Source organism: Lentzea kentuckyensis, assembly GCF_002150765.1.
Taxonomy (GTDB): Bacteria; Actinomycetota; Actinomycetes; order Mycobacteriales; family Pseudonocardiaceae; genus Lentzea; species Lentzea kentuckyensis.
Genome location: NZ_MUYM01000019.1, coordinates 15,345 through 41,456 on the forward strand (window position 1 = coordinate 15,345; position 26,112 = coordinate 41,456).

Consider the following 26,112-nt stretch of genomic DNA (forward strand, 5'->3'; position numbering starts at 1 on the left):
AGCGCCGTTCATGGTTTACGACCTCGGATACGCGGCGGACGGACTCCAGGCCGTCCTCGCTGGCGTGGTGGGCGGCGCCCGCCGCGCGGAGAGGGAGGTAGCACTCCGGGGCGAGGATCAGGACTACGAGAGCGGTCGTCAGGGTCAGGTCGCCGTGGACCAGGCGGATGCCGATGCCTACCGCGATCAGCGCGACTGAGAGGCTGGCGGCGATTTCGAGGACCAGTGCGCTCAAGAAGGCGATCTTGAGCGTGCCCATCGTGGCCTTGCGGTGCTGCTCGCCGATCTGGCGCACGGCGGTCGCCTGTTGCTTGGCGCGGCCGAAGACCGTCAGCACCGGGAGGGCGCGGAGCAGTTCCAGGAGCTGGGCCGACAGGAGTTCGGTGACGTCGGCGGCCTTCTGCACGCGCTTCTCGGTGTACCAGCCGATCAACGCGGCGAACACCGGGATCAACGGCACCGTGATCGCGATCAGGACCGCCGACGGCCAGTCCGTGAAGAGGATCCACGCACCGGCCAGCGGCGGCACGATCACGGCCGTGACCAGCGCGGGCAGGTAGCGGGTGAAGTAGGCGTCGAGCGCGTCGAGGCCCTTGGTCGCGAGCACCGACAGCTCGGCCGTGCCGCGGTCGGCGATCCAGCCGGGACCGCGTTCGAACGACCTGGCCAGCAGCTGGCCGCGCAGTTCTTCCTTCGCGCCGGCGGCCGCACGGGCGGCAACGCTTTCCGTCGCCCACGAAAGGCCCGCACGCGCCACGATCGCGACGGCGAGCAGCGGAAGGCCTTCGCGGGTCGTGATCACCGACGCCAGCGCGACGGCCTGGGCGACGAGCGCCAGGGCGTTGAGGAACGCCAGCGCGCCCACCCCGACGAGGGCGCACCTGGCGTTCTTCGAGAGCTGGGGCAGTGCTCCCAGCGGACCGCGCTTCATCAGTGGGCTGCCGGGATGTGCTGAACGCCGATGCGCTTGCGGAACACCCAGTAGGTCCAGCCCTGGTAGACGAGCACCGCGGGCGTGCCGAACCCGGCGACCCAGGTGATCACCTGCAGCGTGTACGGGCTCGAAGCCGTGTTGGCGACCGTGAGCGACCACGCGTCGTTCAGCGTCGACGGCAGGACGTTCGGGTAGAGCGAGCCGAACAGGATCGCGACGCTCGCCGCGATCGCGAGCCCCATCAGCGCGAACGACTGGCCGTCGCGGTTCGCGAGCAGCCGCCACATCGCGGCGGCCAGGATCAGCACGACCACGCCCGCCCAGAGCCCGGCGACGATCGCGAGCAGCGCGATCAGCGGCAGCAACGCCACCGGCGCCAGCATGAGCGCGACACGACGAGCCCGTTCGCGGATCTCACCCTCGGTCTTCAACGCGGTGAACACCGCGCCGTGCACCAACGCGTAGCCGGCGAAGGCGAGCGCGCCGACGACCGTGTCGAAGCGGATCGCCGCGAAGGCCGAGCCCACGCGGTCGCCGTTCGCGTCGATCGGCAGGCCCAGCACCGTCGTCGAGATCAGCAGGCCGACGCAGAGGGTCGCGATCCACGAGCCCGCGACGATCGTGAAGTCCCACGCCCTGCGCCAGCGCGGGTTGTCGACCTTGCCGCGGTAGTCGAACGCGACCCCGCGCCCGATCAACGCGATGAGGAACAAAGTTAGCGGCAGGTACGCGGCGCTCAGCAGCGCCGCATACCAGCCGGGGAAGGCCGCGAACGTGGCACCGATCGCGACGATGAGCCACACCTCGTTGCCGTCCCAGACCGGCCCGATGGTGTTGATCATGACCCGGCGTTCGGCGTTGTCGCGGCCCAGTACGGGCAGCAGCATGCCGACACCGAAGTCGAAACCTTCGAGGAACAGGTAGCCGAGCCACAGCACGGCGATCAGTACGAACCAGAGCGTTTCCACGTCGCCTCTCCCCTAGTACGCGAACGCCAGGGCGCCGTCGTCGGTCTTCTGGGGCAGTACGCCGGGTATCCCGCCTCTGACGTACTTGCGGATCAGGTAGAACTCCACGACCGCCAGCACGCTGTAGACCGCGGTGAGTGCGATGAGCGAGGTCAGGATCTCGCCGGGAGTGCTGTTCGAGACCGCCTGAGCGGTGAACATCCAGACACCGTCCACTCCGGTCGGGTTCGGCACCACGACGAACGGCTGCCGCCCCATCTCGGTGAAGATCCAGCCGAAGCTGTTGGCCAGGAAGGGAGTCGCGATGCCGGCGAGGCCGAGAGCCGGGAACCACCATCCGGTGGGCGTCCGGTTCTTGCGGGTCAACCAGAGCATGAAGACACCCAGGCCGGCCGAGATGCCACCGAACCCGATCATCAACCGGAAGCCCCAGTACGTCACGGGCAGCGCGGGCACGTAGTCGATCGGCTTGCCGCTGAGCTCACCGAGCCTGGGATCGACGGGGTAGAACTCACCGTACTTCTCCTGGTACATCGGGACGAGGTCCTGGATGCCCTTGACCTCACTGTTGAAATCGTTGTGCGCCAAGAAGCTCAGCAGTGCGGGCACGGTGATGCTCTTGACGTTCTCACAGTCGGGCCTGGTGACGTCGCCGACCGCGAAGATGCTGAAGCTCGCGGGCTGTTCGGTGTGGCACAACGCTTCCGCGGCGGCCATCTTCATCGGCTGCTGCTCGAACATCAGCTTGCCCTGCCAGTCACCGGTGATCGCGAGCGCGCTGAACGCGACCACCCCGACCCACGTGCCGAGCTTGAGCGAGCTGCGCCAGACCTTCTCGTCCTGCGACTTGCGGTAGAGGTGCCAGGCGGCGATGCCCACGAGGAACGCGCCGGCCACCGCGAACGCCCCGGCGATCGTGTGCGGGAACGCGGCGAGCACCGTGTTGTTGGTCAGCACGGCCCAGATCGAGGTGAGCCGCGGCCGGCCCTCGTGCAGTTCGATGCCGACCGGGTGCTGCATCCACGAGTTGGCGGCGAGGATGAAGTACGCGCTGGCCATCGTGGCGAGTGAGAACGCCCAAGCGCAGGCGAGGTGGACCTTCTTCGGCAGCTTGTCCCAGCCGAAGATCCACAGGCCGAGGAACGTCGATTCGACGAAGAAGGCGACGATCCCCTCCATCGCAAGCGGCGCGCCGAACACGTCACCGACGAACCGCGAGTAGGCGCTCCAGGCCATGCCGAACTGGAACTCCTGCACGATGCCCGTCACGACACCCATGGCGAAGTTGATCAGGAGGAGCTTGCCCCAGAACTTCGTCATCTTGTAGTAGCGCTCGTTGCCCGTGCGCACCCACGCGGTCTGCATCGCTGCCACGAGCAGCGACAGTCCGATCGTCAGCGGCACCATCAGGAAGTGATAGACGGTGGTGATGCCGAACTGCCACCGCGCGAGTTCGAGTACGTCCACGATTCAGAGCCTAGATCCCGATCATGGCCTCTTTCAGGTACGACGGTCCCGTCCCGGCTCGGGACCAAGGTCCCGTGCGCGAAGTCACGCCTTCAGGTGACATGCGTCGGTTACGATGGATGCGCCAGAGGGGAGTAGTTCCCGCCGGAGTTCGCAGCCGGTGGCGTGGTGATCGACATACTGATCCGCCTTCGCGCGGATCCGGTCCCACACCCGTCTTTTGCGGGCGAACGAGACCTCCGGCCAGGCTGCAGCATGCCTGGTCGGGGTCTGTTGCGCCTCCGTCCGGGCTCGTATTCGGACGTGGAGGAACCCCTTGGCCACCTCAATGCTCGCGTTCATCACCGCCTTCGCGGTGGTGTTCCTCGTCGAGCTGCCCGACAAGACCATGGTCGCGACCCTGGTGCTGACCACGCGCTACCGCGCCTGGCCGGTGTTCACGGGCGTCGTACTGGCCTTCGCCGTGCAGAGCGTGGTCGCCGCGGCGTTCGGCTCGGCACTGACCCTGCTCCCCGACCGCGTGGTGGCGGGCGTCGTGGCTCTGCTGTTCGGCATGGGCGCCTTCATGCTCCTGAAGGAGGGCTTCTCGCGGGATTCCGAGTCCGCGGACGAGGCCGGGACACGTGCTGTCGTGCCGTTCTGGCGAGCGGCTCTGACGTCGTTCGGCGTGCTGTTCGCGGCCGAGTGGGGTGACGCCTCGCAGCTCGCGACCGCCGGGATCACGGCTCGGTACGGGACGCCTGTGGCTGTAGGGCTCGGTGCCTGGCTCGCCCTGGTCGCCGTGGCCGCGCTGGCGGTTCTGGTCGGACGAAAGCTCGCCGGCCGGTTGCCGACGCACTGGATCCAGCGGGTGGCCGGGGCGATCTTCGCCGTGTGCAGCGTGATCGCGTTGACGCAGGTGTTCTGACGGTCACCAGACCGGACGCAGGCCCGGCTGGTCCTCGCCGTGCACGTGCTGCAGGTACGCGGCGAGGCCGGTCTTGATGGTGTCGAGGGTGTCCGGGCCGATCGCCTCGGCCATCTCGCCTTCCAGGTCGGACCACAGGTTGTCGGCGAACTTCAGGTAGTCGCGGCCCTTCGTGGTCAGCGTGACGTACTGGGCGCGCTTGTCCGTGGGGTGCGGTTCGCGCAGGACGTAGCCCCACTCGTCGAGTTCGGCGACGATCTTCGCGGCCGCCTGCTTGGTGACGCCGAGGTGCTGTCCGATGTCGACGGTCGTGGCACGCCTGGCCTTGAGGAACCGGAAGACGTACCCGTGCGCCGGCCGCAGCGGTTCCAGCCCGATCTGCCTGAGGCGGTCGTGGAACTGGTCGCCCATGGCGCGGTACGTCATCGCCAGCAGCATCGGCACCGGTTCCATCTCACCACTCCCACTAGACAACCTGGTTGACCTTATTCTATGGTTAGACAACCTGATTGACTACTTTGGAGGTTGTCTTGTTGGTTACGGGGGATTCCGCGAAGCTGATCGAGTTCGGCGGGTTCGAGTTCCGGCCGCTGGCCGTGCCGTCGCGCGGCACCACCGAGATCGCGATGTGGACCGTTGACGTGCCAGAAGGCGGCGACGGGAAGACGCACACCGTGTCGAAGGAGGAGGTGTTCTACGTGCTGTCCGGGTCGGTGACGATCCAGGGACACACGGCAGGGCCCGGTGACGCCATCGTGGTGCAGCCGAACACCGAGCTGTCGCTGACGGGTGGGCCCGCGCGGGTGCTCGTGGCGACGTCGGTGGGGATCACGGGCATGCTGCCCGACGGGCAGACGATCACGCCGCCCTGGTCGGTCTAGTCCGTGCTCAGTTGCCCGGCGAGCCCTCTTCCGGAGGCTCCGCGGCCGTGTCCGGGACCTCTTCGCGGAGGTCGCGGGCGATCTTCTTGGCCTCGTCGATGAGTGCCTGCGACTCTTCGAGGCGGCCTTCGTCGGGCGCGGTGAGGCGATCTTCTTCCGGTGCGGTCACGCCTCTGGGATCGGCGGATCCGACGATGGTGAAACTCCGGCCATCAGGCCGCGGACGTGGGCGGCGAGCCGTGCCGCGATCTCCAGGTCCCACTCGTCGTCGGAGGCCGGCTGAGGGGTCTCGCCTGCGACGACGCGTTCGCCGAGCAGGCGCCGCTCGGCGGGCGTGAAGTCGGTGATGGCGCGGCGGAGCAGGGGCAGGGCGTCGTCGAACGCCTCGCCCCGCAGCCCGCTCAGCCATTCGTCGATGAGGCCGAAGAGCCGCGGGTCGGCGGCCAGGAGAGTGGCCGAGCCGCGCAGGAAGCCGGCCACGAAGGCGGTGGCGACGCTTCGGTGGAGGCGGGCGGCGACGTCGTCGCTGGTGAGTTCGCCCGCTTCCCAGAGCAGGCGGGTGGCCCGGCCGGTCGGGAGGCCGTGGGCTTCGGCTTTGACCAACGCGTGCAGGGCTCGCCACCAGGTCTTCTGGTGGTCGTCGTCGGCGGCCAGGCGGGTGGCCTCGTGGGCGCCGTCGACGACCGAGAGCGCGTGTTCGGCGGTTTCGTCGTCGACGTTGCGGCAGGCGAGCGGGAGGCCCACCGCGCCCCGCGTCAGCAGGCCGTGCAGGGCGACGCGCAGCAGTTCCGGGTCGGTGCCGCGGACCGAGCCGTAGCGGACCGTTCTGGCCAGGTCCGGAAGGGCGGCCAGCAGTTCGAGGGCGTCGGTCGCCATGGCGGCGCAGCGGTCGAGCGCGTTGCGGGCTTCGGCGACGGCCGCGGGGAGTTCGCAGCCGACGGACCTGCTCAGCGTCGCCGCGGCGTCGGCCACTCGGGTGGCGTCCTTCGCGGCCTGGGTGAGGACGTTCTCGGCGGCCGTGTGGACGGTGGTGCCGTGCCGGGCGGCGACCGCCACGGACACCGCGAAGACCGGGTCCCAGCGCAGTTGCCAGACCTCGGCGAAGGTGCCGAGAGAGTTGGAGCGGTCCGGTTTGCCCCACGGGACGCCGAGGACTTCCAGGCGGCGCAGCAGTTTCGAGCGTTCGCGGTCGGTGTCCTTGCGGAGGTCCAGCTTGAGCTGCTTGGGCTGGACGTCCGCGGGGAGGCGGAGTTTCCGTTGCAGGCGCTGGAGATCCGCCGCCAGCGGGGAGCGCGGGACGGCTTCGCCGACCTCGCCCAGCCGTTCACCGACGACGAGTTTGCGGTGGACGAGTTGCAGCGGGATCTCGTCGCCGCCGCACAGCACCGCGAGCGCTGCTTCGTTGACCTCGCTCAGGCCTGCTGATGGGCGTTCTCTCAGTGCCGCAAGGGTTTCCGCCAGCCGGACGGCTTCCACCGCACTCGCGGTCGAGGCCGGGAGGTCTTCCTCCCTGAGCACGGCGGCGGCTTTGGCGAACCAGCGCGGGACGACGTCGTGCTGGTGTTGCCAGAGGTGCGCGTACCAGCCAGGAGAGTCGACGCCGGCGCCGTAGCCCGACTCTGCGGCGAGCTGGCCGTGGCTCCACGGCACCCAGGTGCCGGAGATCTTGCGCCTCCGCATGCCTTTGAGCAGTGCGGTGTCCGCGGTGACCGTCGGTCTGGTGAGCAGCGCCGGGACGTGCCAGGCGCCGCAGACGACGACGATCGGACCGTCGGTTTCCTTGCGCGCCTTGCGGATCGTCTGACGCATGAACGCTTCCCGGCGGAGCGTTCGTTCGCCGACCTCGTCCTCGAACTCCTTGCGCACCGCGACCATGGCCTCGGTGATGGCGTTCGCGAGATCGATGGGGTCGGACGCGCTGTGCTCGACGACGTCCTCCCACCAGCGTTCGGTGTCGTCGAAGCCCGCGGCCTCGGCGAGCAGGCCGATGGGGTCGACGTTGCCGCTCGGGCCGTCGTCGCCGATCGACGCGGCCGCCGGCAGGTCGAAGAAGCGCGCCGGAACGCCGTTCTCGTCGGCGTAGCGGAGTGCCTGCCACTCCGGGGAGAACTCCGCGAACGGCCAGAAGGCGGCGTTCTCGGGCTCTGCCTCGTCGTGCAGCAGGATCGCGACCGGCGGCGTGAGGGCGTGGACGTGTTGGAGGAGTGCGTCGGCCTCCGGCGGCCCTTCGATCAGGATGAGCGCCGGTTCGGTCTGCTCCAGCGCCCGCTTGACCATCCGGGCCGAGCCGGGGCCGTGGTGCCGGATGCCGAGGAGGACCGGCTCAGTCACCGCTGACGTCCAGGCAGGCGCGGTAGAGGTCGCGCCACTCGGCGCGCTCCTTCAGCACCGTCTCCACGTACTCCTGCCACACCGTGGCGTCCGACACCCGATCCTTGATGACGGAGCCGATCAGCCCGCTCGCCAGCTCGTCCGCGCCCAGCGTGCCGTCGCCGAAATGCCCGGCGAGCGCCATGCCGTTCGCGATGACCGAGATCGCCTCGGCCGTGGACAGGCTGCCGCTCGGCTTCTTCAGCTGCGTGCGACCGTCCACAGTGGAACCGTTGCGCAGCTCCCGGAAGATCCGCACGACCCGGCGCACCTCGTCGAGCGCGGGCGGCTCTGCGGGCAGCTGGAGCGCCTTGCCGAGCTGCTGAGCTCGGGTGATGACGATCTCGACCTCGGCGTCCTCGGTCGCGGGCGGCGGCAGCACGACGGTGTTGAAGCGCCGCGCGAGCGCCGACGACATCTGGTTCACGCCGCGGTCGCGGTCGTTCGCCGTGGCGATGACCGTGAACCCAGGCACGGCCTGGATCTGCGAGTTCAGCTCCGGCACCGGCAGCGACTTCTCGCTCAGGATGGTGATGAACGAGTCCTGCACCTCGGACGGCATGCGGGTCAGCTCCTCGACCCGGACGACCGCGCCCTTCTGCATGCCCTTCATGACCGGACTCGGCACGATCGCCTTCTCGCTCGGCCCCTCGGCGATCAGCCGCGCGTAGTTCCAGCCGTAGCGAACCTGGTCCTCGCTCGTGCCCGCGGTGCCCTGGACCACGAGCGTCGAGTCGCCGCTGATCGCCGCCGCGAGGTGCTCGGACAGCCACGACTTGGCCGTGCCCGGCACACCCACGAGCAACAGCGCCCGATCCGTCACCAGCGTGCCCACCGCGACCTCGACCAGCCGGCGCGCACCCACGTACTTCGGCGTGATCACGGTGCCGTCGGGCAGCGTGCCACCGAGCACGTAGGTGACCACGGCCCGCGGGGACAGCCGCCAGTTCGGCGGCCGCTGCCGGTCGTCCTGGGCCGCGACGGCCTCCAGCTCGGCGGCGTACTGCTGTTCGGCCGTCGGCCTGAGCACGGCGGTCACAGTGGGCCTCCTGGGTTCGGGTACGTCGAAGTGTGGTGGGTCACCGTGAATCGTCCGGCGGCGGGGCGAAGGACTCGCGCAGCCGGATGCGCAGCCTCAACACCTCGAGTTCGAGCGAGTTCTCCGGCCACCGCCGCGTGAGCCCCTCCCAGTTGGCGCCGAGCAGGTCGGCATCCCCGCGAGCCAGCAGCACGTTGGGCGGCCGGCCGGTGCGCCAGCGCGGGTCGGGCAGCGCGGCGTAGCGGTGCAGGAGAGCGCGCGTGGTCTCGGGCGACCACGGCGCCGGGAGCTGGGCGCACGCGTGGTCGAGAAGGTCGTAGTGCCAGTTCACCGAAACCGCGACCACCGCCTGCTCGGCCACGCTCGCGGGCAGCGCCGCCAGCATTTCGAGCTGCTCCATCCCGGTCAGCGTCTCCGCGGCGGCCGCGGCCCAGGGACGCGGATCTCCCGCCGCCGCCAGCTGGTCGGCAATGCCCCTGAGCAGCGCGGCGGCCCAGGGCCCCCTTCTGAGAAGGTTGGCGGCCTTGACGTCGTTGGTGTCGAGGCGAGCGGTCCAGTACGACGGCGGCACGCTGGCAGCCGCCGCCCGGATGCGCCCGGCCACCCCCTTCTCGGACCCGTCACGCATGAGGTCGCGCTGCTCGTCGAGGTCGGCCTGCGCGGTCCAGAGCCCGTCGGCCTGGACGTCGAACCCGTCCTTGGTGAGCTGGAGGCCCTGGTCCAGGCGCCGGGTCGCTCGCGCGGTCAGCGTCGAGGTCGGCAGCTTGCGCAGCAGGCGGAGGGCCTCGTCGTGGACGGCGGCGGCCTTGTCGTCGAGGGCGGCTTCGAGGAGTTCCTCGTCCCTTGGCCCCAGCCCCGTCTCCAGGGCGCTGATGAGCACCTGGCGGTCGGCGGAACGGCGCGAGGTCTCGAACTCAGCGGCGATGAACGCGCCAACGCCCTCCGGGTCGGCCTTGCGCTTGCGGCGAAGCGCGCGGACCCGTTGGGCGCTGGGCAGGTCGAGGATCTCCGCGAGCGGCACCTCCTCGATCAACGGCGAGGTGCCGCTGGCCCAGGACCAGCCGGGGCGCGTGCCGGCGAGCCAGCGGCCCCTGCTGCCCAGGACTTCCACGACGGCTGCTCTGAGTCCGGGCCGAGCCGTGCCGAGGGCGAGCAGCGCGGGCAGCATGCGGTGTTCGGCGACGACGTTGCCGGCCTTGGCGAGGGCGCACCACTCGGTCAGCAGGACCTCGTCGTCGACGCTCATGATCGCCTCGAGCACCGCTCTGGCGGCGGGCCGCGGCAGTGCGGCGGGCTCGGGCGGAGCCGGCGGCAGCGGGTCGGCCGCGACTTCCTGCGGGAGGGTGGCGCCGAACGCGGCCACGCCGAGGGCCGCGCAGTCGGAGAGCAGGTCGGTCGGGGAGCCTCCGCCTCGGGTGGTGCCGATCAGGAGGTCCTGGACGGTCTTGGCCCACTCGGCCTTCATGCAGCCACCTCCGTGGTGGAGGCGGTCGAGGGGCGGGACGGCACCGACCCAACACGACGGCAGCGGTTCGGCGGCAACACGGTCGTCATGCCACCACCTCCAGCGCGCCGTCCCGGGCGATGGCGCCGACGCGGAGCGCGTGGCCGTCCCACAGGGCCCAGACGTCGAAGGGGTCGCCGCCGGTCAGCGCCAGGGCCATGTCCAGGCCGCTGTCGTCGCGGACGGGCAGGCCGTGGCCCGAGGTGTCCACCAGCGCGGTGCCGCAGAGGCGGACGGAGGCGCAGCCGACGGGGAACAGGCGTTGCCAGGGGTCGGCCGTGAGCATCGGCTCCAGAGACGCCAACGACGAGCGCCAGGAGGGCGGCGCCGGGATCGGGTCCGGGGCGCGGGAGCCGGTCAGTTCGCCCAGGGCCACTCGGTCCGAGGCCGGGTAGGGGTGGACCAGGGCCGAGGACTCCAGGCCGTGTGGCAGCAGGGGTACGGGGGCGCCCACGGCGGAGTGGCGGATGGCGACCACCCAGCGGCCGGTCTGGCGGCCCCAGCACCACTGGCGGACGGTGCGGACTCGGCCGTCGTCGGTTTCCAGGCGGAGCATGGCCACCCAGCGGTCCGAGATGCCCGGGGTGGCTCTGACGGTTTCCTCTGGGACGGTCACGCCCAGGCGGGAGCGCGGTTGGACGAAGCAGAGCAGGTGCAGGCCGCCGAGGCGGTCGGCCACGTCGGAGGTCCAGCGCGGGCCCGAGCGGGCGACGATCTCCTGGATCTCCGCCACGGCCGCGGCGACGCCGGGGACCTGGGCGTCGATCATGCGGGCGATGAAGGCCTGCCACCAGGTGGCGGGGCGGCCGGGCAGGGACGCCACGCCCGCGGAGGCCACGTCGAGCAGCCAGTCGCGGAGGCCGTCCATGCCCGAGGACATCGCCGAGGCACGGTTGGCCGCCGTTTTCTCGCGCGCTCGCTGGCGGCGGGCCACGGCCTCGGGTGAGGAGTCGAGTTCGCGGGCTGCTCGGCGGGTGGTCCACTCCTCGACCCAGTCCGGTGGCAGGGCGTCCGGGATGTCGAGCTCTTGCAACGACACGGCGTGCTTGCACGGGAACTTGCGGGACGGGCACGTGCACTTCGCGGAGCCCGCGGCCAGGTCGACGCACACGCGGTACGGCACGCTGCCGGAACCCGTGTACAGGCCCCACAGCACCGGCAGGGCCTTGCCCAGGCCCTGCCAGCGCATTGGAACGGCTCGTGTCCTCACGGAACCAAAGTAGCGAGGACCCCCGACAAGAAATCAGGCCGGACCTCGACGGGCCCACGTCCACGCGTATCCAGGGTCCTCACAGGCCTCCGCCGCCTCGCCCAGTTCCAGCGGGCGGAACGTGTCGACCATGACCGCGGTCTCGTCGAAGTAGTCCACGCCCAGCGACGCCTCGACCGCACCGGGCTGCGGGCCGTGCGTGCAGCCCGACGGGTGCAGCGACATCGAGCCGATGCCGATGCCGGAACCCTTGCGCGCCTCGTAGTTGCCGCCCACGTAGAACATCAGCTCGTCCGAGTCGACGTTCGCGTGGTTGTACGGCACCGGCACGGCCAGCGGGTGGTAGTCGACCTTGCGCGGGCAGAACGAGCACACGACGAAGTTCGGACCCTCGAACGTCTGGTGCACGGGCGGCGGCTGGTGCACGCGGCCGGTGATCGGCTCGAAGTCGCGGATGTTGAACGCCCACGGGTACAGGTGCCCGTCCCAGCCCACGACGTCGAACGGGTGGTTCGCGTAGGTGAACCGCGTCAGCCCCGCACGATGCCGCACGAGCACATCAACGTCAGTCCCCTCGACCAGCAACGGCGACGAAGGCCCACGGATGTCCCGCTCGCAGTACGGCGAGTGCTCCAGGAACTGGCCCTTCGCCGACAGGTAGCGACGAGGCGGCCCGATGTGCCCGGTCGCCTCCAGCACGAGCAACGACATCGGCGACGAAGGCACGACCCGGTACGTGCACGAGGTCGGGATCACGACGTAGTCGCCGTCCCCCACCTCCAACGCCCCGTAGATCGTCTCGATGACACCCGAACCGCCTTGCACGTACAGCAGCTCGTCGCCGAAAGCGTTGCGGTACAACGGAGAAGGCGCGGTAGCCAGCACGAACCCGATGGTCACGTCCGGATTCCCGAACAACTTCCGCCGCCCGGTCACGGCGTCGACGTCATCGGAAGCCCAGGTCAGATCCGTGGTCTTGAAGTGCCGCGGCTTCAGCGGCAGGTTCGGGGACACGCTCCCGCGTTCGTCCTTCACCGTCTCCGCGTTCACGATCGCCGTGGGCAGATACCGGTGGTAGAGCAGCGCCGAATCCGCCGAGAACCCCTCGACTCCCATCAGCTCTTCCGCGTAGAGCCCACCGTCCGGTTTGCGGAACTGGGTGTGGCGCTTTCGGGGGATCTCCCCCACCTGGCGGTAGTAGGCCATGACGTCTCCGAGGCGTTCGACTATCGGACATCTTTGTTCAGTTACCGGTACCCGGCTAGCGTGTCAGCCGTGTCAAGCGCTGTCGAACTCCGTGCGCCCGGTCCGCGCGGTACTCCGCCCCTGCTCGCGAGGCTTGTGGACGATGCCGCGCTGTTCCCTCCGGGGAACGCGCCGATGCCCGACGCGGTGCGCGGGCACCTCGACGGACGAGTCGGCGAGTGGTCTGGCGTCATGGGTCTCTTCCTGTGCCCCGCCTCCCGCCTCGCCGAGTTGATCACCGAGCTCATCAAGGTCAAGCCACCGAAACCGATCGCTCTCAGCCTCGTGATCGACACCGGCCTCGGCGGCGTGCCGAAGGCCGTGTCCATCGTCGAGAGCCGCAGTGAGCTCCTCGCTCTGCGCATGGTCGAGATGCCCGCACCGTCCGATGTGGACGAGGTGTGGCTCGAGCGCGTGTCGGAGTTCGTGCCGGAGGACGTCATCCGCGTCGTGGAACCCCGCCGCGGTGGGGCCGAATGGCTCGACGGCGTCCGCCGGGTCATCGAGCACGGCAGCTGGCCCAAGCTCCGCTGCGGTGGCCTCTCCCAGGAGAACTTCCCCAGCGTCGACGAGGTCGCGGACTTCCTGTCCGTCGTCAGCGGTGGCGGCGTCGCGTTCAAGGCGACCGCGGGCCTGCACAAGGCCGTCCGCCACACCGACGAGCAGGGCTTCACGCACCACGGCTTCCTGAACCTCCTCGTCGCCACGGCGCGGTCCCTGAGCGGCCGCGACGTCCGCGAGGCGCTCGCGAGCACCGACGCCGAGGCGCTCACCGCCGAGGCCAAGGCGCTCAGCGACCAGGCCGCGCACGCCGTCCGCGGTGTCTTCGCGAGCTACGGCTCGTGCTCGCTCGCCGAACCTGTCGCCGACCTCGAGGGGCTTGGACTGCTGTGAGCTGGATCAGCGACCCGAACTTCACCGAGGACCAGCCGTTCGGACCGCAGACCCTGCCCTACGGCGTCGTCGACGGCGGCGTGGCGGTCCGCGTCGGCGACCAGGCGTTGCTCCTCAAGAGCCTCGCCCTGGGCAAGTGCAGCGAGTACCTGCAGACGGACTCGCTGGACCCGCTGCTGAAGGCCGGCCGCCCGGTCTGGAGCGGGCTGCGCGCCAAGCTCAAGGAGATCGTCACCGCGACGTCCGCCCCCAAGGGCGCGGAGCTCGTCGGCATCGAGACGGCGAAGCTGCCGTTCACGGTCGGCGACTACGTGGACTTCTACTCGAGCAGGCACCACGCGGAGAACGTCGGGAAGATGTTCCGCCCCGACGGCGACGCGCTCACGCCGAACTGGACGCACCTCCCGATCGGCTACCACGGCCGCGCGGGCACGGTGTACGTCTCCGGCACCGAGATCGTCCGCCCGAACGGCCAGAAGCGCGGCAGCGAGGGCCCGAAGTTCGGTCCGTCCGAGCGCCTCGACATCGAGGCAGAGGTCGGGTTCGTGTGCGGTGGTCCGCAGGCCGCCAACGTGTCCACGAGCAGGGCCGCCGAGCACGTCTTCGGCGTCGCGCTGGTCAACGACTGGTCGGCGCGCGACATCCAGGCGTGGGAGTACCAGCCGCTCGGCCCGTTCCTCGCCAAGTCGTTCGCCACCTCGATCGGCGCCTGGATCACCCCGCTCGAAGCGTTCTCAGTTGCACGCGTCCCGACGCCGCCGCTGCCGAACAAGCTGCACGACTACCTGACCACCGATCAGCCGTGGGGCCTCGACATCACGATCACGGTCGAGCTGAACGACACCATCGTCGCGCGGCCGCCGTTCCGGGAGATGTCGTGGTCATTTGTGCAACAGCTGGCGCACATGACGGTGAACGGCGCTACGGTGCGCCCAGGTGATCTGTTCGCCTCCGGCACGGTCTCCGGACCCGAGAAGAACGAGCGCGGCTCGTTCCTCGAACTCAGCTGGGGCGGCAAGGAACCGTTCAAGCTCGACGACGGCTCCACGAGGTCCTTCCTGGAAGACGGCGACACGGTCAGGCTGACCGCGACGGCTCCCGGTGAAGGCGGTTCCGTGGTCGGTCTCGCCGAGGTGGTGGGCACAGTTCGGAGTGCGTGATGGTCGGAGCGACGAAGGAGAGCTCGCTGACCCTGGAAAGGGGTCTGGCGCTGCTCCAGGCGGTCGCTGAGGCGGAGTCCGAGGCGCCGTCGATCTCGGAGCTCGCCACGGCCATCGGCGCGTCCAGGGCCGCCGTCTACCGGCTGCTCGTGCCGCTCCAGGCGCGCGGTCTCGTGCGCAGGGAGGGCTCGAAGGTCCGGCTCGGCCTGGGCGTGCTCAGGCTCGCCTCCAACGTCCTCCCCCAGCTGCGCATGGCGGCCAACCCGGCACTGCGGGAGCTGGCGGAGAAGGTCGGCGCCACCGCACATCTCACCGTCGCGGACGGCAGCGAGGCCCAGGCCGTCGCCGTCGTCGAACCGTCGTGGACCGCTTTCCACGTGGCGTACCGGGTGGGTTCCCGCCACCCGGTGCACCGCGGGGCGGCCGGCAAGGCCATCTCACAACCTGTGGACAGCTGGGTCGTCTCCACGGGCGAGCTGCAGCCCAACGCGTACGGCGTCGCGGCGCCTGTGCGCGGCGTACCCGGCCTCAGGGCGTCCGTTGGTGTCGTGGCGCTGGAGAAGCTCGATGCGGACGTTGTCGGCCCACACGTCGTGCGTGCGGCCGAAGAAGTGGCGGCGGCGCTCAAATGAGCCCAGAAACGCCGACCGAACGCCTCAGGCGCTGGCGGCTCTTGTTAGGTCCCAGTGCTGAAGACGTGGCGCAGCTGGGCGATGACGATCAACGGCGCGACGGCGCGCTCACCGGTCTCTACGGCGGTGGCGGTGACAAAGGCGCCGGTCTGGGCGCGAGTTCACCGCAGCTGCACCGGTGGCTCGGCGACGTCCGCAAGTACTTCCCCACCTCCGTCGTGCAGGTGATGCAACGGGACGCGGTCGAGAAGCTCGGCCTGCGGCAGTTGCTGCTCGAACCCGAACTGCTGCAGTCCGTCGAACCCGACGTGCACCTCGTCAGCACCCTGCTGCAGCTCTCCCGCGCCATCCCCGCCCGCACCCGTGACACCGCGAAAGCCGTGGTGCAAAAGGTGGTCGAGGACATCGAGAAGCGGCTGACAGACCGGCTCGTCGAGGCCGTCCGCGGGGCGGTGGACCGCTCCAGGCGCACCCACCGGCCGCAGCTGGCGGACGTCGACTGGGCGACCACGATCAAGGCCAACCTCAAGAACTACCAGCCACAGCACAAGACCGTGATCGTCGAGGACCTGATCGGCCACCGCAGGCGCAGCCGGGCCGCGGCGATGCGGGACGTGATCCTGCTGGTCGACCAGTCCGGTTCGATGGCGGACTCGTTGGTGCACGCGGCTGTTCTCGGCTCGGCGCTCGCGTCCATCCGGTCGATCACGACCAGGCTCGTCGTGTTCGACACCGAGGTCGCGGACCTGACCGACCAGCTCAGCGATCCGGTGGACCTGCTGTTCAGCGCCCAGCTCGGCGGCGGCACGGACATCAACCGCGCGGTGGCCTACGCGCAGACGCAGGTCCGCAGGCCCATCGACACGGTCGTCGTGATCATCAGCGACCTGTACGAGGGCGGCTCGGAGACCGAACTGCAGCGCCGTGTGCGCGAACTGGTCGCGAGCGGCGTCACGGTCGTGAACCTGTTGGCGCTCAGCGACTCCGGCACACCCGCCTACGACCACGAACTGGCCGCGAAGCTCTCCGCGCTGGGTGCGCCCGCGTTCGCCTGCACGCCGGACAAGTTCCCCGAACTGCTGGCGGCGGCGCTGCGCAAGGACGACCTCACGCAGTGGGCGGAGTCCGAGGGCATCGCAACGGGCCGTTAGCGGTCCACGACCCGTCCACGCGTGAGGAACGCCAGACCGCGCGTCATCGCCACAAGGCGCCCGCGTTCGTCGGGACCGGCGATCCAGATCCGGCCGGTGTGCCGAACCAAGATCCGCGCCCGCTCCGGAAGTTCGGGCAGCCTCAGGTTCTTCTCCGAGTCGTGCACCCTCAGGTACGCCTGACGGCCGATCCGCCGGCCCGCCACGAAGTTCACCGACACCGGGCGGAACGGGAACTGCTCGATCAGCTGCAGGGTGCCGCGCCGGGTGAAGAAGTGCCGCAACCCCGGCGCGGCCAGCTCCAGCACGACCGGGATGGACAGCACGGTGAGCCAGAGCCAGCCGATCATCAGCACGACCGCGAAGGCCGACAGGGCGAACAGGATGTGCCCCGCAGCGCGACGATCCGCCCGCACGAGGCAGGTGTCGCTCCAGTTCTCAATGATCATCTCTTCACGCGCGCCGGGATCAGCTGCGGTACGCCGCGGAACGTGATGACGGTGTTGCCCGCCGAGTCCGGCGGCACGAACCAGACGCGGCGATGACGCGCGATTCGTCCGCGCAGGAGAGGACCGACGCGCACGGTCAACAAAAGCGGTGGCGACGACAGCACGACCAGACGCCCTCCTTCCCACTGCACATGGGCGAAATGCCACGGTTCACCTTCCGGTAAACGCACCGGACGGCGACGCGTCACCACCCACAGCACAGCTGCGGCGAAGAAGAGCAGCACCAGTGCCACCGGTGAGGACCACGACCACACAAGTACCAGCACGAACTGGAGCGCGAAGGCCGAGCCCGCGAGAACGGTCCACATCAGGGCACGACGGCTCGCCCGGTCGACACAGTGCCGGGTCCACCGATCGTCGAGCGCCGTCACCTCGGTGGACGGCTTGTTGGGCACGACCACCTGACCACCGTACAGGTGACGCTTCCGTTGATGAGCAAAACTAAGTTAGGCTTGCCTAACCTTCGAGGAGGTGGAGCGGTGACCGACACCCAGACCAAGCGCCCGCCGGCGCCGCATGCCGCAGAGCGCGCCCGCACGATCGCGGCTCGCGGCGGTCAGGCCGCGCTGCTTCCTCAGGCCGGTTCCCGCACCAGTCCGTTGTTCCACCACGTGCACCCGTGCGGCACCACGATCTTGCTGCTGGCCGACGAACATCCGCTGGTCGGGCAGCTCTGGCAGAGCCCGCGCGCCGAGGTGACCGCGATGCTGGAGATCGCCGACCAGGCTCCGGTGGCGTTGCGCGAACCCGTCCGCGGACTGCTGTGGCTCACCGGCTGGGTCGCCGCGCTGGACGGCCAGGAGGCCCGCGACGAGATCCTCGCGGTCGCCGACGTGCGGCCGGACCACCGGCTGCTGGACGCGGGCCACGGCGCTTCGGTGCTGAGGCTCACACCCGCGTCGATGGTGATCGCGGACGCCGAGGGCACGTCGTCGATCCGGCCGGAGCAGTTCACGAGCGCGACGCCGGACCCGTTCTGCCGCAACGAGGACCACTGGCTGCGCCACCTGGAGGCCGCGCACCGCGACGTCGTCGGCCAGCTCGCGCGACACCTGCCGGAGGAGTTGCAGGGCGGCCACGTGCGACCGCTCGGGCTCGACCGGTTCGGGCTGCGGCTGCGGGTCGAGGCGGAGTGCGAGGACCACGACGTGCGGATCGCGTTCTCCAAGCCGGTCAGCACTGCCCAGGAACTCGCGGGAGAGCTGCGCCGGTTGATGGGCTGCCCGTTCCTCTCCCAGAGGTAGCCTCGCGCGGGTGACCTTGATCCCCGATCACGAGAAGCGCGGCTACCAGCTCGAACTGCTGATCGTCTTCAGCATGACGCTCGGGCTGTCCGGCCTGCGCAGCCTCGTGCGGCTGATCGACAGCCTGCTGCAGCCGACCCCGCTGAACCAGCAGTCCGTCGCGATCAACGTCCCGCAGGCGCGCGCCGATCTGCTGGACCTGGTGGCGCAGCTGCTCGGCGTGCTGCAGTTGGCCGCGTGGGGCGGCATCGGCCTGTACCTGTTGTGGCGCACGGGAATCAAGCTCAAGGTCATCGGGCTCGACGGCACCCGCAAGCTCGCGGACTCGCTGGGCGCGCTCGGGTTGGCCGCGATCATCGGCATCCCCGGCCTGGGGCTGTACTTCGCCGCATGGGCGCTCGGGCTGAACCTCGCCGTGCAGCCGTCCACTTTGGACAACCAGTGGTGGATGAGCCTGGCGTTGATCCTCGCCGCCGCCGGCAACGCGTGGGCGGAGGAGGTGCTCGTCGTCGGGTACCTGATCACGCGGCTGCGGCAGCTCGGGTGGCGGCAGTACACGGCGTTGCTCGCGGCCGCCGTGCTGCGCGGGTCGTACCACCTCTACCAGGGCTTCGGCGGGTTCGTCGGCAACCTGGTCATGGGCCTGGTCTTCGGCTTCTACTGGCAGCGCACCAAGCGGTTGTGGCCGTTGGTGATCGCTCACACGATCCTCGACGTCGTCGCGTTCATCGGCTACACAATGTTGCGCGGCAAAGTGAGCTGGTTGCCCTAATAGTTCGATGGTGAAATCGAATTTCACCCACGATTCGTTGCGATTTCGAGGCCAGCAGCGGCGATTTGTGCTGTTCAGGGTTACGCTCGTTCGGTGACTGCGCACACGATCGCTGAGACCGAAGCACTTCCGGACGCCTCGCCCCGCGTGGACAGCGAAGTCGGCCCACTGCGCACGGTGCTGCTGCACCGGCCGGGCAACGAGCTCAAGAGGCTCACCCCGCGCAACAACGACCAGCTGCTGTTCGACGGCGTGCCGTGGGTCGGCAGGGCCCAGGAGGAGCACGACGCGTTCGCCGCGACGCTGACCTCGAAGGGCGTCGAGGTCCTGCTGCTGGCGGACGTGCTGGTCCAGGCACTGGAGGACAACCGCGCGCGCATCGCGGGCATCCACAGCGCGGTCAACGAACGCCGCCTCGGCATCGACCTGGCCGACGCGCTGCGCAGCCACCTCACGTCGCTGGACGCGCCGCAGCTCGCGCAGGTGCTGATGACCGGCATGACGTTCGAGGAGATGCCGGCCGCCGAGGGCGCGTCGCTGGTGCGCAAGATGCACCTGCCGATCGACTTCGCCGTCGACCCGCTGCCGAACCTGCTGTTCACCCGCGACTCGTCGGTCTGGGTCGGCGACCGGGTGGCCATCACCTCGCTCGCGCTGCCCGCCCGCGACCGCGAGACGACGCTGACCGACCTGATCTACGCCTACCACCCGCGCTTCCGCCGCACGGGCCGCGCGTACGGCGCGCACTCGGCCCCGCTGGAGGGCGGTGACGTGCTGCTGCTCGCGCCGGGCGTGATCGCCATCGGCGTCGGCGAGCGCACCACCCCGGCGGGCGCGGAGTCGTTCGCCCGCTCCGCTCTCGCGGACGGTCTCGCGCACACGGTGCTGGCGGTGCCGATCGAGCAGGAACGCGCCACGATGCACCTGGACACCGTCTGCACGATGGTCGACCGCGACGCCGTGGTGATGTACCCGGCGATCAGGCACACGCTGACGGCGTACCCGATGCGTTCCGACGGCAACGGTGGCGTGCGCGTCGACGGCCCCGTGCCGTTCCTGGAGGCCGCGGCCGAGGCGATGGGCATCGAACGGCTGCGCGTGATCGACACCGGCCTCGACACGGTCACCGCCGAGCGCGAGCAGTGGGACGACGGCAACAACACGCTGGCGGTCGGCCCCGGCCTCGTCGTGGCGTACGAGCGCAACGTCGAGACGAACGCGCGCCTCGAGGACGCGGGCGTCGAGGTGCTGCGGATCGCCGGTTCGGAACTGGGCTCCGGCCGCGGCGGGCCTCGCTGCATGTCGTGCCCGATTGACCGCGCACCATTGGTATGATTGTTAGGAACGCCTAACCTTTGTTTGGTTCACCTTTCCAAACAAAGGTTAGCTTTTCCTGGAATGCGAAGATCACCGTTCTGGGTTAACGTACTCCTCATGGCCTCGAACGTGAAGAAGATCCTGTCCAAGAAGTCGAAGTTCCACGAGCTCCTGCAGGCTCAGGTCGGCAACGAGTTCTCCGCTTCGCAGCAGTACATCGCTCTCGCCGTGTGGTTCGACAACGAGGACCTCCCGCGCCTCGCGTCGCACTTCTACAAGCAGGCTCTCGAAGAGCGCAACCACGCGATGATGATCGTGCAGTTCCTCATGGACAACGACATCGCCGTCGCCATTCCCGGCACCGAGACGCCGATCAACGAGTTCAAGGCTCCGCGTGACCTCGTCGACCTGGCCCTGCGCCAGGAGCAGCAGGTCACCGACCAGATCGTGGCGCTCGCCAGGGCCGCTCGCGAGGAGAGCGACTACATCGGCGAGCAGTTCATGCAGTGGTTCCTCAAGGAGCAGGTCGAGGAGGTCTCCTCGATGAAGACGCTGCTCACGATCATGGACCGCGCGGACGGCAACATGTTCTACGTGGAGACGTTCCTCACCCGCGAAACCGTGGGCGACACCGGTGGCGACGCCGGCGCCCCGACCGCCGCGGGTGGCACGCTCTGAGTTTTCCTTCGCACGCTTGAGTGCCTGAAATCAATGCCCGCTTCACCTTCACCGGCGAGGCGGGCTTTTTCGGTTGAGCCGGGCGGCCTGGCGCGTGAGGTATTCCCGCTCCGCGAGGTTCGACGCTTTCTCCGCCGCCTCGACGTAGAACCGCGCGGCCGTTTGCTCGTCGCCGTCGCGCTCGTGCAGGTATGCGGCCACCGCCCGGTAGCGAGGCAATGAATCGTCGAGTTCGGCGAGTGCCTTCAGCCCGGCGCGCGGACCGTCCGCCTCCGCGACGGCCACCGCGCGGTTGAGTCGCACGATCGGGCTGTCGGTCAGTTCGGCGAGCTCGTCGTACCACTCGACGATCTGCACCCAGTCCGTTTCCGCCGCTTCGGGAGCGTCCGCATGCAACGCCGCGATGGCCGCCTGCGCCTGGAACTCGCCGAGCCGATCCTGCGCGAGCGCCGCCTGCAGGATCTCGACACCCTCGGCGATCAGCCGGGTGTCCCACTTCCCGCGGTCCTGCTCGGCCAGCGCGACCAGGCTGCCGTCGGCCGCGGTCCGGCCGGCGCGCCGCGCGTGGTGCAGCAGCATGAGCGCGAGCAGGCCGGACACCTCGGGGTGGTCGATCGTCGTCGCGAGCTGCCGGGTGAGCCTGATGGCCTCGGCGGCCAGGTCGACGTCACCCGAGTAGCCCTCGTTGAAGACCAGGTACAGCACGCGCAACACGGTGGCGACGTCGCCGGGCTGGTCGAACCGCACCCCGCCGACCGTCTTCTTGGCCCGGCTGATGCGCTGGGCCATGGTGGCCTCTGGCACCAGGTAGGCCTGGGCGATCTGCCGGGTGGTCAGGCCGCCGACGGCGCGAAGCGTGAGCGCGACCGCCGACGACGGCGTCAACGACGGGTGCGCACAGAGGAAGTAGAGCTGGAGCGTGTCGTCGGTCTCCCGCGCGGGACCGGCCTCCGGTTCGGCGTCGATCAGGTCCTCACGTCTGCGCCGCGCCGTTTCCGCTCTCGTCGCGTCGAGGAACTTGCGCCAGGCAGCGGTGACCAGCCAACCCTTGGGATCGCGCGGCGGGTCGGCCGGCCACACGCGGATCGCCTCGACCAGCGCGTCCTGCACGGCGTCCTCGGCCGCCGCGAAGTCTGCTCCGCGACGGACGAGGATGCCGAGCACGGCCGGGGTGAGGCTCCTGAGCAGCGCCTCGTCCATCTTCACTCCCTGATCGTCGGCGCGTGGCCGTAGAACGGACGCAGCTCGAGCCACTCGTGGATCGGCTTCCCGTCCTTGCCCGGCGCCGCGGACAGCTCCCCGGCCAGCTCGACCGCGCGCTCGTAGCTGTCGACGTCGATGATCATCCACCCCGCGATGAGGTCCTTCGTCTCCGCGAACGGACCGTCGGTGACCGGCGGCCGGCCCTCGCCGTCGTAACGGACCCACGTGCCCTCCTGGGCGAGCGCGCGCTCGTCGACGAACTCACCGGTGCTCCTGAGCCGATCGGCGAAGTCGTTCATGTACTTGACGTGCGCGGTGATCTCGTCCTGCGTCCACTGGTCCATCGGCACGTTGTTCACCGGGTCAGGGGCGCCGCGGTAGTGCTTGAGCATCAGGTACTTGGCCATCTCGGGTGACTCCCTCGGTCCTCTTGCGACCCATCTTGGCCGCTTTCGCACCGGGGACGGAGCCGTTCCCTGCTTCTCGACACGACCTCTTCGAGAACTTTCGACTAGTTGTGGCAGTCCTGGTTGTTGAGCGCGAGGAACGCCGCGGTGACCTTGCCCTGCTTGACCCCGAAGACGAACTGGGCGGACGGGTTGTTGTCGGCGACGGCGAAGTACGAGTAGTTCGGCTCCGTCGGCTGCAGGTTGGTGTACTCGGCCTTGAGCGTCGCCTCGGTCGCGCCGATGCCGACGCCGTCGGACGTCATGTCCGGGGTGAAGACGATGGACGCGACACCGAGCTTCGTGGACACCCAGACGTTCTGGTCGGTGCCGGTGATCTTGTGCATCGTGCAGCTGTCGGCGGGCATGCCGCCTTCGAGAACGGGACCGATCAGCTTGACGTCGAGTGCCTGCTGGCGCGTCATGCCGAGCTTGAGGTCGCCATAGCCGAACGACCCGATCACCGCCTTGCCCGGCGGTAGAGGCGGGTTGGTCACGGTCTGGGTGATGACCTGGGTAGCCACCGACGGCGTGGTGGTGGTGGCAGTGCTGGATGAGGTGGACGTGGCTGTGTTGTTCGGCGCGGGCGTGGAGGTGCACGCGGCAATTCCAACGGTGGTGACAGCAATAGCGAGTGCGATCTTGACTGCGTTCTTCATTTCAGTTCCCCCTTTGTTTTTCGGACACCCGTAAGACGCTGCCACCGCGTGGCGGTTGCAAAGTTGGTTGTCACAGAAAAGTCACGGCGAAGAGGTGTTTTCGACGCCCAAAAAGGGGACGCCAAAGTCCCGCCGCACCCCCAAGAGCGGCGGGACTTCAGCTGGATTCGATTAGACGGATGAACAGTCGTTGTCGGCCAGGCGCATTCGGACCGTGGTCACGGTGGCGCCGTCGGTTTCGAAGACGTACGACCATTTGGGTGTCGCGGCCATAGGAACGACCACGTTCGAACCACTTTGTGTGGCGTTCGGATACGCGGTCTTCACGGCTTCCACCGTGGAACCGGCACCGATGTTCTTGGGTGTCTTGGCGTAACTCGCGAGCGTGATCCGCACGATTCCCTTGACCGGCGAGATGATCACGGCGTTGTTGTCGGGCACCGACTTCGTGGCGTACGCCTTGCACCTGCCCTCCGGGTCGGCAGGGCCGCCCGGTTCGACCAGCGATCCGGTCGTCAGGGCCTCGGCCTCCTGCATCCCCAGCGCGAGTGAGCCGTAGCGGCCCGGTTGCGCCTCCGGGGTGGCGGGCGGTGGCGGGTTGCTCGAGCTCGCCTTGCCCGTGTTGCCGGGGTTGGGCTTGCCGGAGTTCGTGTTGCCGGGGTTCACCGGCGGATCGACGGTGACGGTGGCGGTCGAGGTGAACGTGCTGACCGTGACCGTCGTCTGCTGCGTCGAGGAGGTGGATGAAGCGGTCGGCAGCAGTGGGCCAGCCAGTTCGTCCGGGTTCGGCAGGTGCAGTTCGGTCAGACCGAGCCCGACTCCGGCCAGGGCCACCACGCCGAAGGCTCCCGCTATCGCGGTCCGTCGCCGGCGGCGCCGAGTGGCTCCGCGGACGATCGAGTCGGTCGCGTCCGGCGTGACGTGGAGTTCCAGCCGATCGTCGCTGAACAGTCTGCGCAGATCGTCGTCGAGGTCGTCCACTGGTCAGTCCTTTCCCAGGCGTGTCCGGAGACTCGCCATCGCCTTGCTGCTCTGGCTCTTGACCGTGCCGCACGAGATGCCGAGCGCGTTCGCGATCTCGGCTTCGGAGAGGTTCTCGTAGTAACGCAGCACGATCACCGCGCGCTGCCGTGGCGGCAGTTCGCGCAGGGCTTGCCAAAGCGGTTCGTTGTCGAGCCGGCTCAGCTCGGGCGGCACGGCGCCGGTTTCCGGGAACTCCGCCACGAGACTCTCGCGGCGGCGCCGGCGCCAGATGCTGATGTGCGTGTTGGCCATGGCACGACGGACGTATGCGAGCGGGTCGTCGCCTTTGCGCTGCACCGAGACCCAGCGCGAGCCGACCTTCTCCAGCACGGCCTGCACGAGGTCGGACGCGTCGTGCGGATTTCCGGTCAGTGCATGGCCATAACGCAGAAGTCCGGGCATGGACATGCGCACGAACTCCGCGAAATCCCCCACGGCTTCCGCTCTTCCCCCGCCGCTTTCGGCGGCCAACTCCAGTCTCAGCACCGCCGTCACGGCACACCCCCCTCCCCGAAGCGACTGGCTTCGAGGAGTTCACGCCCGGCCGTGCGGAACGGTTGCCCCACTAAATCACAGAACGGCAACTGCTTCCGGTAGAACGAACGAGCCGTCAGGCTCGCACGGGAAGTCGTGGGCCTCCAGCACCGCCGCGACCGGGATCTTCCCGTACACGTGCGGGAACCACAGCGGTGAGTCCGGCACGGCTTCCCAGCGCACCGGCACGTCGAGCAGCTTCGGGTCGATCACGAGCAACAGCAGCCCGCTCTGGCCGCGGTAGAACTTGCCGGCCGTCACGTGCACGACTCCGCGATCGGAGCAGTGCACGAACTCCTCGCCGTCCGGCGCGATCGAACCGGCCGACCGGGCCGCAGCCCAGCCGGCCGTCGAGATGATGTGCAGCAGCACTTATCCACAGCTCCTTGTGGACAACCCTGTGGACAGAGTCATCGAAGCGTGATCTGACGGCCGCGCAGGCCGTCACGGGCACGACGCTCGGCGTCGCTCAGCGGCTCGTCGGAGGCCAGCGCCTCCAGCAAACGCTTGCCCAGCGCCTCGGCCGGGTCGGCCCACTCGCGGGCGTGCATCTCGCGGTCGAGGTCCCAGACCGGCACCAGCAGGCCGTGCGCGCGGAACGAACCGGCGTACCGCGAGCCCTCGCCCAGGTCCAGCTCACCGCGGGCGGCCAGGCGGGCCATCGCGGGCAGCAACTTCTCCTCGGGCTCGGGACGGACCCAGCGCAGGTGCGCCTTGTCGCCCGCGTCCACCCAGTACGCGGCCTTCACGCCGGGAGCGTCGAGGCGTTCGGTCGGCAGGATCGCCGCGTTCGCCCGCTCCAGCGACAGCGCCACCTCACCGGTGGGCTCGGTGCCCTCTGGCATCCACCACACGAAGTCGGTGTGCAGCACGGGCGTGATCTCGGCATCGGTGTCGAGCAGGTCCTGCAGCCGGCCGGGGTTCTCGCCGCCGTCCGGGCCGACGACCGGCAGCACGTCACCGGTCTTGGCCTGCTGCGCCCACTGCAGCGCCCGCGCCAGGTCGCGGCTGATGTCACCGGAGCGCGTCTGCACCTGCAGACCCACGAACGGGACGTCGTCGCCGCGGATCAGCCCGGCGGCGGCCATCGGCAGCACCGTGGCGAGCGTGACCTCGCGACCGTCCTTGACCGGCAGCTTCGCGATCGCCGACGGCACGAACTCGCGCAGCGCGATCAGCTCGCACTCGGCGGCCAGGCCCTCGAACGGCCGGGACACGATCACGTCCGTCGCGCCACCGGGCGCGCCGTGGCAGGCCTTGTAGCGCTTGCCGGACCCGCACGGGCAGGGCTGCTTCGGGTTGATCCCGTCCTTCGGTGCGTCCTTGACCGCGGTCCGCTTGGCCACCTTGGCCCTCCTCGTGCTC

At 69.4% G+C, this 26,112-nt stretch carries 29 protein-coding genes and 1 pseudogene; 11 read left to right on the forward strand and 19 right to left on the reverse strand.

The genetic code is table 11. The features are described 5' to 3' along the window. Positions 1-133: 133 nt before the first annotated feature. From B0F77_RS12235 to B0F77_RS12245, 3 genes and pseudogenes are all read right to left on the reverse strand, one after another. Positions 134-931, reverse strand: a pseudogene (locus B0F77_RS12235) (ABC transporter transmembrane domain-containing protein); the annotation flags it as partial. Then, positions 931-1,902, reverse strand: a complete 972-nt coding sequence (cydB, locus tag B0F77_RS12240; RefSeq protein ID WP_086662980.1) for a cytochrome d ubiquinol oxidase subunit II — start codon at positions 1,900-1,902, stop codon at positions 931-933. The pseudogene B0F77_RS12235 and the gene cydB, both read right to left, overlap by 1 nt. Before the next feature lie 12 nt (positions 1,903-1,914). Continuing rightward, entirely contained in the window at positions 1,915-3,369 is a 1,455-nt protein-coding gene (locus B0F77_RS12245) for a cytochrome ubiquinol oxidase subunit I (protein WP_086662981.1), read from the reverse strand. Between the two features lie 328 nt (positions 3,370-3,697). On the opposite strand from B0F77_RS12245, the gene B0F77_RS12250 reads away from it, so the two are divergent. After that, the gene (locus tag B0F77_RS12250) at positions 3,698-4,276 is read left to right on the forward strand and encodes a TMEM165/GDT1 family protein (protein ID WP_086662982.1); all 579 of its coding nucleotides are present in this window, start codon (positions 3,698-3,700) and stop codon (positions 4,274-4,276) included. A gap of 3 nt (positions 4,277-4,279) precedes the next feature. Here B0F77_RS12250 and B0F77_RS12255 read toward each other — a convergent pair whose 3' ends face one another. After that, entirely contained in the window at positions 4,280-4,729 is a 450-nt protein-coding gene (locus B0F77_RS12255; protein WP_211293758.1) for a MarR family winged helix-turn-helix transcriptional regulator, read from the reverse strand. A gap of 80 nt (positions 4,730-4,809) precedes the next feature. Between B0F77_RS12255 and B0F77_RS12260 the strand changes: the two genes are divergently transcribed. Next, positions 4,810-5,157 carry a cupin domain-containing protein gene (locus B0F77_RS12260; RefSeq protein WP_245848002.1) on the forward strand — a complete coding sequence of 116 codons (348 nt, stop codon included), beginning with the start codon at positions 4,810-4,812 and terminating at the stop codon, positions 5,155-5,157. A gap of 7 nt (positions 5,158-5,164) precedes the next feature. On the opposite strand, the gene B0F77_RS47820 is transcribed toward B0F77_RS12260, so the two are convergent. From B0F77_RS47820 to B0F77_RS12285, 6 genes are all read right to left on the reverse strand, one after another. After that, on the reverse strand, positions 5,165-5,326 hold the full coding sequence (locus B0F77_RS47820) for a hypothetical protein (protein WP_158102672.1): 162 nt from the start codon (positions 5,324-5,326) through the stop codon (positions 5,165-5,167). After that, positions 5,323-7,488, reverse strand: coding sequence for a DUF5682 family protein (locus tag B0F77_RS12265; protein WP_211293759.1), 2,166 nt, complete (start codon positions 7,486-7,488; stop codon positions 5,323-5,325). The genes B0F77_RS47820 and B0F77_RS12265 overlap by 4 nt, the downstream gene beginning before the upstream one ends. Next, on the reverse strand, positions 7,481-8,566 hold the full coding sequence (locus tag B0F77_RS12270; RefSeq protein ID WP_211293760.1) for an ATP-binding protein: 1,086 nt from the start codon (positions 8,564-8,566) through the stop codon (positions 7,481-7,483). The genes B0F77_RS12265 and B0F77_RS12270 overlap by 8 nt, the downstream gene beginning before the upstream one ends. Positions 8,567-8,606: 40 nt before the next feature. After that, positions 8,607-10,031, reverse strand: coding sequence for a DUF5691 domain-containing protein (locus B0F77_RS12275; RefSeq protein ID WP_086662985.1), 1,425 nt, complete (start codon positions 10,029-10,031; stop codon positions 8,607-8,609). 85 nt (positions 10,032-10,116) lie between these two features. Then, complete coding sequence (locus tag B0F77_RS12280; RefSeq protein WP_143466689.1) at positions 10,117-11,280, reverse strand: SWIM zinc finger family protein; 1,164 nt, start codon at positions 11,278-11,280, stop codon at positions 10,117-10,119. Positions 11,281-11,313: 33 nt separating this feature from the next. After that, positions 11,314-12,486 (reverse strand): homogentisate 1,2-dioxygenase, encoded by a 1,173-nt coding sequence (locus tag B0F77_RS12285; RefSeq protein WP_086662987.1) that lies wholly within the window; start codon positions 12,484-12,486, stop codon positions 11,314-11,316. A gap of 69 nt (positions 12,487-12,555) precedes the next feature. Here B0F77_RS12285 and B0F77_RS12290 point away from each other — a divergent pair, with 69 nt between their 5' ends. The 4 genes from B0F77_RS12290 to B0F77_RS12305 are packed head-to-tail and all read left to right on the forward strand — an operon-like array spanning position 12,556 to position 16,362. Then, on the forward strand, positions 12,556-13,419 hold the full coding sequence (locus B0F77_RS12290) for a hypothetical protein (protein WP_281252492.1): 864 nt from the start codon (positions 12,556-12,558) through the stop codon (positions 13,417-13,419). Next, complete coding sequence (locus B0F77_RS12295) at positions 13,416-14,579, forward strand: fumarylacetoacetate hydrolase family protein (RefSeq protein WP_086662988.1); 1,164 nt, start codon at positions 13,416-13,418, stop codon at positions 14,577-14,579. Before B0F77_RS12290 ends, B0F77_RS12295 begins: the two co-directional genes overlap by 4 nt. Continuing rightward, on the forward strand, positions 14,579-15,211 hold the full coding sequence (locus tag B0F77_RS12300; protein WP_086662989.1) for an IclR family transcriptional regulator: 633 nt from the start codon (positions 14,579-14,581) through the stop codon (positions 15,209-15,211). Before B0F77_RS12295 ends, B0F77_RS12300 begins: the two co-directional genes overlap by 1 nt. Further along, positions 15,208-16,362, forward strand: a complete 1,155-nt coding sequence (locus B0F77_RS12305; protein WP_086662990.1) for a VWA domain-containing protein — start codon at positions 15,208-15,210, stop codon at positions 16,360-16,362. The genes B0F77_RS12300 and B0F77_RS12305 overlap by 4 nt, the downstream gene beginning before the upstream one ends. Here B0F77_RS12305 and B0F77_RS12310 read toward each other — a convergent pair. Next, positions 16,359-16,811, reverse strand: a complete 453-nt coding sequence (locus B0F77_RS12310; protein WP_086662991.1) for a hypothetical protein — start codon at positions 16,809-16,811, stop codon at positions 16,359-16,361. The two genes, B0F77_RS12305 and B0F77_RS12310, sit on opposite strands and share 4 nt — an antisense overlap. After that, a complete protein-coding gene (locus B0F77_RS12315) occupies positions 16,808-17,272 on the reverse strand; it encodes a hypothetical protein (RefSeq protein WP_245848003.1) in 465 nt (154 codons plus the stop codon). The genes B0F77_RS12310 and B0F77_RS12315 overlap by 4 nt, the downstream gene beginning before the upstream one ends. 78 nt (positions 17,273-17,350) lie before the next feature. Between B0F77_RS12315 and B0F77_RS12320 the strand changes: the two genes are divergently transcribed. The 4 genes from B0F77_RS12320 (at position 17,351) to B0F77_RS12335 (ending at position 20,882) form a co-directional block, all read left to right on the forward strand. Then, positions 17,351-18,115 (forward strand): DUF2470 domain-containing protein, encoded by a 765-nt coding sequence (locus B0F77_RS12320; protein WP_086662992.1) that lies wholly within the window; start codon positions 17,351-17,353, stop codon positions 18,113-18,115. A gap of 73 nt (positions 18,116-18,188) precedes the next feature. Then, the gene (locus tag B0F77_RS12325) at positions 18,189-18,887 is read left to right on the forward strand and encodes a CPBP family intramembrane glutamic endopeptidase (protein WP_086663042.1); all 699 of its coding nucleotides are present in this window, start codon (positions 18,189-18,191) and stop codon (positions 18,885-18,887) included. Positions 18,888-19,034: 147 nt separating this feature from the next. Beyond that, the gene (locus B0F77_RS12330) at positions 19,035-20,222 is read left to right on the forward strand and encodes an arginine deiminase (RefSeq protein ID WP_169730926.1); all 1,188 of its coding nucleotides are present in this window, start codon (positions 19,035-19,037) and stop codon (positions 20,220-20,222) included. A gap of 99 nt (positions 20,223-20,321) precedes the next feature. Then, positions 20,322-20,882 carry a ferritin gene (locus tag B0F77_RS12335; protein ID WP_086662993.1) on the forward strand — a complete coding sequence of 187 codons (561 nt, stop codon included), beginning with the start codon at positions 20,322-20,324 and terminating at the stop codon, positions 20,880-20,882. 48 nt (positions 20,883-20,930) lie between these two features. On the opposite strand, the gene B0F77_RS12340 is transcribed toward B0F77_RS12335, so the two are convergent. From B0F77_RS12340 to B0F77_RS12350, 3 genes are all read right to left on the reverse strand, one after another. After that, the gene (locus B0F77_RS12340) at positions 20,931-22,082 is read right to left on the reverse strand and encodes an RNA polymerase sigma factor (RefSeq protein ID WP_086663044.1); all 1,152 of its coding nucleotides are present in this window, start codon (positions 22,080-22,082) and stop codon (positions 20,931-20,933) included. A gap of 2 nt (positions 22,083-22,084) precedes the next feature. After that, positions 22,085-22,492 (reverse strand): YciI family protein, encoded by a 408-nt coding sequence (locus tag B0F77_RS12345; RefSeq protein ID WP_086662994.1) that lies wholly within the window; start codon positions 22,490-22,492, stop codon positions 22,085-22,087. A gap of 104 nt (positions 22,493-22,596) precedes the next feature. Then, on the reverse strand, positions 22,597-23,055 hold the full coding sequence (locus B0F77_RS12350) for a hypothetical protein (RefSeq protein ID WP_143466690.1): 459 nt from the start codon (positions 23,053-23,055) through the stop codon (positions 22,597-22,599). Here B0F77_RS12350 and B0F77_RS12355 point away from each other — a divergent pair. Further along, positions 23,039-23,224, forward strand: coding sequence for a hypothetical protein (locus tag B0F77_RS12355; RefSeq protein ID WP_143466691.1), 186 nt, complete (start codon positions 23,039-23,041; stop codon positions 23,222-23,224). The genes B0F77_RS12350 and B0F77_RS12355 overlap by 17 nt on opposite strands. Positions 23,225-23,361: 137 nt before the next feature. On the opposite strand, the gene B0F77_RS12360 is transcribed toward B0F77_RS12355, so the two are convergent. The 4 genes from B0F77_RS12360 to B0F77_RS12375 all read right to left on the reverse strand — a co-directional run bounded on the left by B0F77_RS12360 (position 23,362) and on the right by B0F77_RS12375 (position 26,093). Continuing rightward, entirely contained in the window at positions 23,362-24,171 is an 810-nt protein-coding gene (locus B0F77_RS12360) for a hypothetical protein (RefSeq protein ID WP_086662997.1), read from the reverse strand. 3 nt (positions 24,172-24,174) lie between these two features. After that, entirely contained in the window at positions 24,175-24,621 is a 447-nt protein-coding gene (locus tag B0F77_RS12365) for a SigE family RNA polymerase sigma factor (protein ID WP_086663045.1), read from the reverse strand. 162 nt (positions 24,622-24,783) lie between these two features. Further along, complete coding sequence (locus tag B0F77_RS12370; RefSeq protein WP_086662998.1) at positions 24,784-25,119, reverse strand: DUF952 domain-containing protein; 336 nt, start codon at positions 25,117-25,119, stop codon at positions 24,784-24,786. 38 nt (positions 25,120-25,157) lie between these two features. Further along, positions 25,158-26,093: a DUF5926 family protein gene (locus B0F77_RS12375; protein WP_086662999.1), complete on the reverse strand. Its 936-nt coding sequence runs from the start codon at positions 26,091-26,093 to the stop codon at positions 25,158-25,160. Positions 26,094-26,112: the final 19 nt, after the last annotated feature.